The following is a 9,909-nucleotide window of genomic DNA, read 5'->3' on the forward strand; positions in this document are numbered from 1 at the left end:
TGATTAAGCCACAAAGAATCAGGATTTTACGGGATATATTGAAAACACATGAAAAACTACATTCTATATAGAATGTAGTTTTCTACTAATTAATATAACCGTTTTCTTCAAGTTTACTTTTCTGAAAATTCAAACTGGTTGAATGTCAATAGTTTAAAAATCATCTATTCATTTTCACTTTCATTTGTTCGATATTTTGTAACATCGCCGTAGTGTTTAATATGTTAGGATGTCTATAAGTATTTTTTACTACGACTATGACTTTTTCTGCTCCGTTTCTAAAAAAATTAGATTTATGTTACTTCGCTTTAAAATTCTCCATTGTATGTATATGAATACTTCAAATTATTACCTTTAGAAAAATATAATCTAAATGGTTCACCACACTCTAATAGTTATAAAAATATAATATATAACATTAGTTAAATAAATTCTATAAAGAAGGTGTAAAAATGAAGAATAAAATAAATTTACAACTGCAAAATATAAGCTTTGTTATAATAATTGCTTTAGCAGTATGGTTAAAAACATATCTTATTACGCGATTCAGTTTTGATTTAAAAATTGAGTCTTCTACACAAGAACTTATTTTGTTTATTAGCCCTCTCGCTGCATCGTTAGCATTTGTTGGATTAGCATTATTTGCAACCGGTGAAAAGAGAAATTATATAGCGCTATGTATTAATCTCTTATTAACAATCGTACTTGCTGGGAATGTAATGTTCTATGATTTTTATAATGATTTCGTTACGTTACCAGTACTTGGACAAACATCAAACTTCGGCCAATTAGGCGGCAGTATTATAGAAATATTGAACTACAAAATTATACTCGCATTCGTAGACATTATTTTCTTCTTTATTTTATTAAAAAAGAAAGCAATAGTCTTTAAAACAGAATGTGTAACTCATTCTGCACGCTTATTATATTTTCTTTTAACAATTGGTGTATTTTTTGCAAATCTACAGCTTGCAGAAAAAGAACGACCTGAATTATTAACGAGATCCTTCGACCGCGTAATGCTTGTGAAAAATTTAGGACTATACACTCATCAAGTATATGATTTAACACTACAAGTAAAAGCTGGATCCCAAAAGGCACTTGCAGATAGTAGTAAATTACAAGAAACTGAAAACTACGTAAAGGCAAACCATAGCGAGCCGAATCCTAACATGTTTGGTGCAGCTAAAGGAAAAAACGTAATTGTCGTTACTCTTGAATCCTTGCAAACCTTTTTAATAGGTGCATCCGTCAATGGTCAAGAAGTTACACCGTTCTTGAATGAATTCATAAATGAAAGCTATTACTTTGATAACTTTTTCCACCAAACTGGTCAAGGAAAAACATCAGATTCTGAATTTCTAATAGATACATCGTTGTATCCATTAAATCGAGGAGCTGTATTCTTCACGCACGGTAACAACGATTATACTGCGACTCCAGAAATTTTACGTCAGCAAGGCTATTTCACTACTGTATTCCATGCGAATAACGCAACATTTTGGAATCGTAATATCATGTACTCTGCTCTTGGTTATGATCGTTACTATAATGAACTTGATTACAAAATTACACCCGAAACAAATTTAAATTGGGGATTAAAAGATATCGAATACTTTGATCAATCAGTAGATATATTAAAAACTGTTGATCAACCATTTTACGCTCGTTTCCTTACTTTAACAAACCATTATCCATTTACGTATGATGAAGATACAAAATTCATTGAACCATACAACTCTGGTAATGGCGTATTTGATCGCTACATCGTAACAGCACGTTACTTAGACGAATCAATTAAAAAATTTATTGAGCGTTTAAAAGCCGAGGGAATGTATGATGATTCTATTATTGTGTTATATGGTGATCATTATGGCATTTCTGAAAAACATAATCGCGCAATGGCACAGTTTTTAGAAAAAGATCAAATAACAGAATTTGATACTTTAAATTTACAACGCACACCTTTATATATTCATATCCCTGGCCAAACAGAAGGTCAAACTATTTCAAAGCCTACGGGACAAATCGATATGAAACCTACTATTCTAAATTTATTAGGGGTTGATACTACTAACGATATCCGCTTTGGTCATGATATGTTTTCAGATGAATATACCGGTTTTGTTGTTTTACGTGATGGTAGCTTTATTACAAACAAGTATGCATACAAAAACAATACTTTCTATGACCGCATAACAGGTCAAATTGTAGATTTACCAAAAAAAGAAGCACAAGCACTCATTAACCGTGCACAAAATGAGTTACGAATGTCTGACAAAATTATTGAAGGCGATTTATTACGTTTCTCAGAAAGTAATAAAATTAAAACTGGAGAAGTAAAAACTAAAATTAAAGAAACTGAAAAGTAATCTATATAAAGAAAGGGAGCAACTCATTACGGTTGCTCCCTTTTCCCCTCTTATAACACATGATGCAATTTCATATAAAAAACTTGATATATTTTACTTTTATTCTATGCTTGTTTCTAAAGTTAAATCTGTATAGGCATTATCATCACCTATATTTAAGATTACTTCACATTGACGTAATCTCAATTCAAAGAGCGTTATAGGATCATGATAAACTTCAGGGTTTGATTTCATTTTATGCAGTTTATCTTGTTTTTCTTTTATTTCTAAATGAGTGTTTTTTACAGCTTGTTCCAACGAGCCAAATGGATTTCTAAAGAACATATTAATATCCCGCTCTTGTGTGTTTTCAAATAGCTCAAACTGCAAGAAAAATTTCTTCATAATAGAAGCCGTTACATCGGTATAATCTTCATTTTCTAAATACTGTTTGTATTTGTTATATAGCATAGCTTTATTTTTAGGAAGAACTCCAAATAATTTACCGGCACTTTTCAGTAAAAATTGTGCTGGCGTAAATCGGCGTAAAATATTTACTTCTTCCATTTGTATTCTAGTTGTCATTCTATCAGTATCTCTTCGCCAGTCATCAATTACTTTAAAGTCACATTCTAACTGTATTCGATTTTCTCCAAATAAAGAATTAAGTCCTTCACTGGTTTCTGCTAAGTACAATTGACTTTGAAGGAGCTCGTTATTAGAAGTCGCAATCCAATTTTGCATAGAGCGAGCAAGATTAGGTAATACAGTTTGTTCTAGATATTGTTGCACCCTTTCATTCATCGCTGTATTTAGTTCAATATCAATGTGCCCAAAATCACTTTCCTCACTAATTAAATCGGAACAACTCTGCAATAGTTTCGGAATATGTTCTGTAAGATCATTAGTAATTTCGTTTTTCATTGTACGATATGTTTCTGTAATTAAATGAATTTTTTCCTTCTCAAAAGCAGTAAGGTTATTAATACAAGCATTTAGTTTAACTAACATATCTTCATTCCAATTAATAGAATCCACTAGATTATTTTCCCTCTCGACGCGTTTATCCAAAAGATATGTAATTGTTTTTCGAATGAAAAACAATAGCTTTTCAGTACGTTCTGCATCGATATTTTTATGGTTAAAGTTAAAATGAATAAACTCAGTTAAATCGTTTAGTTGTTTACTATTTGTATATAACGAAGAATAAGGGAAAACTCTTGCATTAGGGAAATATGTATTTATTCTCACTTGCGTATCTTGTATAACTCTTTTTGCTTCTGCTTCATTGTAAATGTTATCGATTTTATTTAATAAGAAATGAACTTGTAGATTTGGTGTATGTTCTTGAATACTTAATAGAATGTCACGTTCTTTGTCAGTAAAAGGTGAATCCGTATTCAATACGAATAATAATTCATCTACAGAGTTTAAATATTCAAACACCTCATCTCTCGCGTCATTGTTCCTATTAAAGCTAGGTGTAACAACGAATGTAAGTTTATTTTTACTTAAAAACCTGCATGGTAATTTAAATTCAACACACGCTCTATCTCTATATGTTTGACGATGCACTGCCATCATGTTATGGAAATCAGAGAAATTCTCAGTTGTTGTAATTTCCGAATCTGTTATAGCGTTAATTTCTGTATAAGCGTCATTTTTAAAAACAACTACATTTGAGATTGAGTTTTCTAATATATTTTCTCCTAAAATAGAGTTAATAAATGAAGCTTTTCCGTTCCCTGAAGTTCCAGTTACTAATAGGCGATTTGTTCTTAAATCTGCAAGCTCACCAACTAACCAGCTAAATCGGTTACCCATTTCTAAATCATGTTCTTGTGCCCAGTGTGTAATAGATTCAAAAAGATGTAAACTATACTCTAAGCCATTCACATGATTAATAGAATATGACAGTAGGTCTTCTGCATCTTTTATATCCGCTGAATCTATTTTAGAAGGAAAAATCTCATCCCATGCCAATACTGCTGCAGATGGAAATACAGCATGAGAGGGATTGACTACCTTTAACCAATTTGTTAACAGGTTTGGAATGATATCGTGTAATTGTCTAAGCATATATTGACCTTGAATTAATTCAAAGTATGTTTCTTCGTAAAGAGAAGAAATTTCGTCCCATATATCGGACGAATGTATTTCGATATGTATGAAAAATTCATTTATTGTGTTGAGCCATAATAAGTAATTTTGTTCATCTTTATAGCTGTGCCAAAGTGATGAAACAATTTGCGTAAATTGTACTTGATCTACATTATTTAATGTAACTAATACTTTATAAAAATAGTCTGGTGAAATATTTTTAGTAAATCCTTTATCGATATATTCTTTTAGAACCTCAAACCACGGATAAGATTCTGTTCGAATTAACTCGTTCACAGCAAGCTCTACTGCACTATCAAAATCTTGCTGTTCTTCATAAAAGGAACGGGCAATTGTTGTGACGTTTGGATAATCGGGATTTAAAGAAACCGCTTCTTTTATAACAGCGAAAGCTGAATCAAAATTATTTTGCTCGATGTAAAGAGACAGTAATTGCAGTACAATTTCGGTCATAAGTATTTTGTTATCAGTAGTAATGGAAGTATACACATTTTCAGCAACTGATAATTGGTTAAGTTCGAAGTAAGCATCCGCAATATTTTTTTGTGCCCATGGCGCTAATTCATTACTAACTTTCTCCCATTTAAAAATAGCTGCTTCAAAATCTTGATGGTGATAATAAAATTCACCTTGTGCAAAACGAATATAAGATCCATCAGAAATCTCATTTTTTTCTTCGTTTACATAAGCTTCTCCAAGTACTTGAAGAGGTGGGTGTGTTTCATTCTCCATTAGGAATGTTTCATAATACATCTTTTTTATTAATTGTTTTTCTAATCTCATCTTTTCCCCCACTATATCTCGAAAATACATTTTTGAGATATGTCAATACTTTTTTGTATGTATGCTTTTTATCTTAACAAAGAATTCCTTTTAGAAAATTTCATTTTCCTTTCATTTTTCAAGTAAGATTGAATTTTTATGAGAAAAGTTTCAGTTTTTTTTCAATTCCCTTTCAGTTGTGAAACAACATTAAATGTTCCTAATAACCTAATAACACTATAATATTCCACATTATATTATCAGGAAAACTATATATATATTACATTATAAAAACAATCTATAACGAATATATATGCAAGATTCCCTTCGCTAATAAATAAAAGAAATCATTATAATATATTTCTCACATTGTTTTCCTTTGAAATATTTCAGTAGTTACGTAATTAAATTCCATTAACCTATATAAATAACTAGTCCAAAAAAAATCTATATGCATATCATGTTATAGTAAAGAATTCAGGAAATCCTAAAAAGGAGGCATTTTCATGTTTGAAGATAAATCTAAAATAAATTACCCATATGAATTTACTGAAACTACAACAGTCCCTCTAAAAAATCCCATCAATAAAACTTTCAAAAACGGCTCTGGTACACATAACTTCCCAATTAAAAAGCATTATAAAGAGCAGGTTTTATATACTGAAAAAATTAATATAATAAAAATAAATAACCGTATAGATCCTTATAACAATTAACCAAATAAGAATCAATATTTGGCCATGCATAGTTATGTGTTTAATAATGTAGAAATCCTTATTATACAATTTACGTACCTTTAAAAAGTGCTGATATACGGCGCTTTTTTATACATAGATAAATTAAAGCTTCCTTAGTCTAGAAATGCATTACTTGCATTATTAAATATCATACACTCAAATTTTAATAAACAACAAAGTTACTCCCTCCGAATCTCATTTAACACTTAACTTTACATATGAGCAAATAAAAACGTAGAAATTAATTATTTCTACGTTTTTATATTTACCTACAATATCTGTACCGTGGTGAAGAACTCCCTCTATCATAGCTGCACCCCCGTGACTAGGCCATCTACACTATTTAATCTAAATCTTCCCCATTCGTGGAAATAACTTTTTTATACCAATAATAGCTCTTCTTTTTACTTCTTTTTAATGTTCCATTTCCTTTATTGTCCTGGTCAACATAAATAAATCCATACCGCTTGTCCATCTCACCAGATCCTGCACTCACTAAATCTATAGGTGCCCATGTTGTATACCCTAAAATATCTACCCCATCAACCTGAATCGCATCCTTTATCGCTTGGATGTGTTCTCTTAAATAATCAATTCTATAATCATCTTCCACATAACCATTTTTGCCCACTTCATCCTTTGCCCCTAATCCATTTTCTACAATAAATAATGGCTTCTCATAACGATCGTAGACATGATTTAGAGTAATTCTGAATCCCAATGGATCAATGGGCCATCCCCATTGGCTGTACTCCAAATAAGGATTTTTGGTGGATGCAAATAAATTTCCTTCTGCATTATCTCCCCCGTCGCTATCTGTTCTTACACAGCGACTGTTATAATAAGAAAGGGAAATAAAATCTACTGTATATTTTGCGAGGAGCTCTTCATCCCCATTCTCCATTATTGGCAGCGTCCCATTACGTTCCATTTCTTTTAGTGCATAGTTTGGATATTTTCCTCTTGCTTGTACATCAACAAAGAAATAACTTTCCCGATCTAATTTTGTTGCTTCCCAAACATCATTTGGATTACAACTATAAGGATATACACTCCCTGCTGCAAACATACAGCCGACTACATTATTTCCATCTATTTCACGAGCCATTTTAGTGGCCTTTGCACTTGCAATAAGTTCATGGTGTGCAGCTTGATATTTTATCTTTTCCTTATTCTCACCTTCTTCAAAATAAATTCCTGCCCCCATGAATGGAGCGTGTAAAATCATATTAATCTCGTTAAACGTTAACCAGTATTTAACTAAACCCTTATATCTTTTAAAAATAATCTGACATAGTTGCATATAGAAATCAATCATTTTACGGTTTCTCCAGCCACCATATTTTTTAATTAGGTGCATCGGACAATCAAAGTGAGTAATGGTAACGAGCGGCTCTATATTATATTTACGGCATTCTTCAAATAAATCTTCATAAAATTGAAGTCCCGCTTCATTTGGTTTTTCTTCGTCACCTAATGGAAAGATTCTAGTCCAAGCAATACTCATTCGATAAACCTTAAAGCCCATTTCAGCAAATAATTGAATATCTTCCTTGAAATGATGGTACATATCAATGCCTTTTTTAGCTGGATAATAGTAATTTTCATCAAAATCAAACATTTTCATCTTTCCTGTAATTACTAAAGATCGAGCTTCTCCTGTTGGGCATACATCCACATTCGAAAGTCCTCTCCCACCTTCGTTATAGCCCCCTTCACATTGATTGGCTGCGGTAGCCCCACCCCATAAAAAATCATCATTAAATTTCATCACTTATTCCTCCAATATCAAAGTATTATTCCTAATAACCGTGTATAGATAACTTTTCCGCCTAAACTAGGCCGTCTTTGGTATCAAAATATAACCGTAATTAAATTTGATCCTCTATCCACGTTACGCTCTTTACTCTCCGCAACCTCCAAATAATCTGCGGAATTCGTAATAACTATTGGAGTAACAACACTGTAACCAGCTTGTACTATTTCTTCAATACTGAAATCTAACAATCGTTGACCTTTCTTTATCTTTTCGCCTTGCTTTACATAAGCTTTAAATCCTTTACCTTCTAATTGGACTGTGTTTAAGCCAACATGAATCAGAATCTGCACTCCATTCTCCGATGTAATACCAATCGCATGTAAACTAGGGAATAACGCTGTTACTTCCCCATTTATAGGGGACTCAACCACTCCTTCTGCAGGTACGATTGCAACTCCACTACCTAATACACCTGATGAAAAAGCCGCATCTTCTATATCTTTTAATTGCATCACTTCACCTTTAATTGGGCTTTCAATTATTTCTTTCTCTAATCTACTTTTCTTTTCATCTTGGCTAATTTCAATTTGAGGCTCATTCACACCTGCGTCAGCAGTCTCTTTCTCTTTATATACAATCATCGTCAATATAAATGCAACTGCCATTGAAATTACAATACCGATAACCGCAACAATTAAATTCCCCATTGCTCCATCCGGTTCAATCATCGCAGGTAATTCAAAAATACCCATTCCACCAGCCATAAACTTTCTTAAATTAAAGAATCCATAGAATCCCCCACCGATACCACCAGCAATACAACTAATAATAAATGGTTTCTTTAAGGGTAATAGAATTCCATAAATAGCTGGTTCTGTTACTCCGAATATACTGGATAAGAAATTTGGTAAAGACATTTCCTTCAATTTCTTGTCTTTTGTTTTAAATAATATAGCTAGGACAACTCCCGCAGTTGCGAAAGTACAAGCAAAGAAAGGCATCATCACGTTATCGTATCCCATAGTCATAATATTATTTAGATATACAGGTATGAACCCCCAATGTATACCAAAGATAACTAGTATTTGCCACGTAGCTCCTACTATGATGCCAGCAAACAATGGGCTAAAGTCTCTAACTGCAAATACAAATTCAGAAACAATTGTTGAACCAAAGGTTGCAAGTGGTCCAATTACAATAAATGCAACTGGTAATGCAATTAATATTGTAAGCATTGGAACAAAGAAGAATTTAAGTAAATCTGGTACAAACTTATTACAAACTTTTTCGCATTTTGCTGCGAAATATACAGCTAAAATAACAGGAATAACTGTACCTGTATAGTTTATCGAAATTAAAGGTATGCCAAAGAAGTCAATGTAAATCGGCGATTTAAACATAGAACCTTGAAATAATGTATACATTGCACTAGTACTTGAAGAAACAACACTAGCTTGTATACTTGGATAACACATAATAGCCCCTACAACTAAGCCTAACATGGGCTTTAAACCAAACTTTTTAGCTGCAGTATAACCTAAAAATAATGGTAGAAAAGTAAATAAAGCATCACCGATTGCGTTAATGACCATTGAGCCACCCGAAGTTGAGCTATATAATCCTATAGCAACAAACAGCGCATTTAGTCCTTTCACCATACCACACGCAGCCATAATACCTAATATTGGTTGGAATATACCTGATATGATATCAATTGCTTTGTGTAGTAGTTTTTCAGGCTTTTGCTCACCTTGTTTGGTTGCATTCAGTTGATCTACGTCGATTAGTGCACTAATATCATCATATACTTGTGGTACATGGTTTCCGATAACGACTTGATATTGGCCACCACTTCTCATGACCGTGACAATACCATCCATATTTTTTAGGGTGTCATCATTTGCGATGGACTCGTCCTTCAATTTAAAACGTAGTCGAGTCACACAATGTGTTAAGCTATTTATATTTTCTTTTCCACCTATATTTTCAATAATTTCTTTTGCTAATTCGTTGTATTTCCTCATTTTTCAATCCTCCATTTTTTCTTGTATTTATTAACAGAAATAGTGAAGGTCTGGCCAACTTAATGTTACCATCCAGCTATGTATTGCATGTTTACAGTCATCACCACCTCGTATGATTAAGTTAGGTTTTTTAGGAATGGGATTCACCTATAAAC

5 protein-coding genes are annotated in these 9,909 nt (G+C 32.4%); 2 read left to right on the top strand and 3 right to left on the bottom strand.

Annotated elements, in window-relative coordinates; all coding sequences use genetic code 11:
* The first annotated feature begins 452 nt into the window (after positions 1-452).
* A complete protein-coding gene (locus CQ058_RS24465) occupies positions 453-2,372 on the top strand; it encodes an LTA synthase family protein (RefSeq protein WP_002190471.1) in 1,920 nt (639 codons plus the stop codon).
* Positions 2,373-2,471: 99 nt separating this feature from the next.
* Here CQ058_RS24465 and CQ058_RS24470 read toward each other — a convergent pair whose 3' ends face one another.
* Positions 2,472-5,255 (bottom strand): dynamin family protein, encoded by a 2,784-nt coding sequence (locus CQ058_RS24470; RefSeq protein ID WP_002192706.1) that lies wholly within the window; start codon positions 5,253-5,255, stop codon positions 2,472-2,474.
* 485 nt (positions 5,256-5,740) lie between these two features.
* Here CQ058_RS24470 and CQ058_RS24475 point away from each other — a divergent pair, with 485 nt between their 5' ends.
* On the top strand, positions 5,741-5,950 hold the full coding sequence (locus tag CQ058_RS24475; RefSeq protein WP_105590022.1) for a hypothetical protein: 210 nt from the start codon (positions 5,741-5,743) through the stop codon (positions 5,948-5,950).
* A 364-nt stretch (positions 5,951-6,314) separates the two neighbouring features.
* Here CQ058_RS24475 and CQ058_RS24480 read toward each other — a convergent pair whose 3' ends face one another.
* Positions 6,315-7,742 carry a 6-phospho-beta-glucosidase gene (locus tag CQ058_RS24480; protein WP_105590023.1) on the bottom strand — a complete coding sequence of 476 codons (1,428 nt, stop codon included), beginning with the start codon at positions 7,740-7,742 and terminating at the stop codon, positions 6,315-6,317.
* An 83-nt stretch (positions 7,743-7,825) separates the two neighbouring features.
* Positions 7,826-9,754 carry a beta-glucoside-specific PTS transporter subunit IIABC gene (locus CQ058_RS24485; protein WP_002190475.1) on the bottom strand — a complete coding sequence of 643 codons (1,929 nt, stop codon included), beginning with the start codon at positions 9,752-9,754 and terminating at the stop codon, positions 7,826-7,828.
* Between the last annotated feature and the right edge of the window lie 155 nt (positions 9,755-9,909).

Origin of the sequence: Bacillus sp. MYb56 (genome assembly GCF_002976445.1) — a bacterium.
Lineage (GTDB): Bacteria > Bacillota > Bacilli > Bacillales > Bacillaceae_G > Bacillus_A > Bacillus_A mycoides.

Bases quoted from the DNA above. Each gene is read 5' to 3' on its own strand.
- CQ058_RS24480 (WP_105590023.1), bottom strand. From the start codon at position 7,742: ATGAAATTTAATGATGATTTTTTATGGGGTGGGGCTACCGCAGCCAAT.
- CQ058_RS24465 (WP_002190471.1), top strand. From the start codon at position 453: ATGAAGAATAAAATAAATTTACAACTGCAAAATATAAGCTTTGTTATA.
- CQ058_RS24485 (WP_002190475.1), bottom strand. From the start codon at position 9,754: ATGAGGAAATACAACGAATTAGCAAAAGAAATTATTGAAAATATAGGT.
- CQ058_RS24470 (WP_002192706.1), bottom strand. From the start codon at position 5,255: ATGAGATTAGAAAAACAATTAATAAAAAAGATGTATTATGAAACATTC.
- CQ058_RS24475 (WP_105590022.1), top strand. From the start codon at position 5,741: ATGTTTGAAGATAAATCTAAAATAAATTACCCATATGAATTTACTGAA.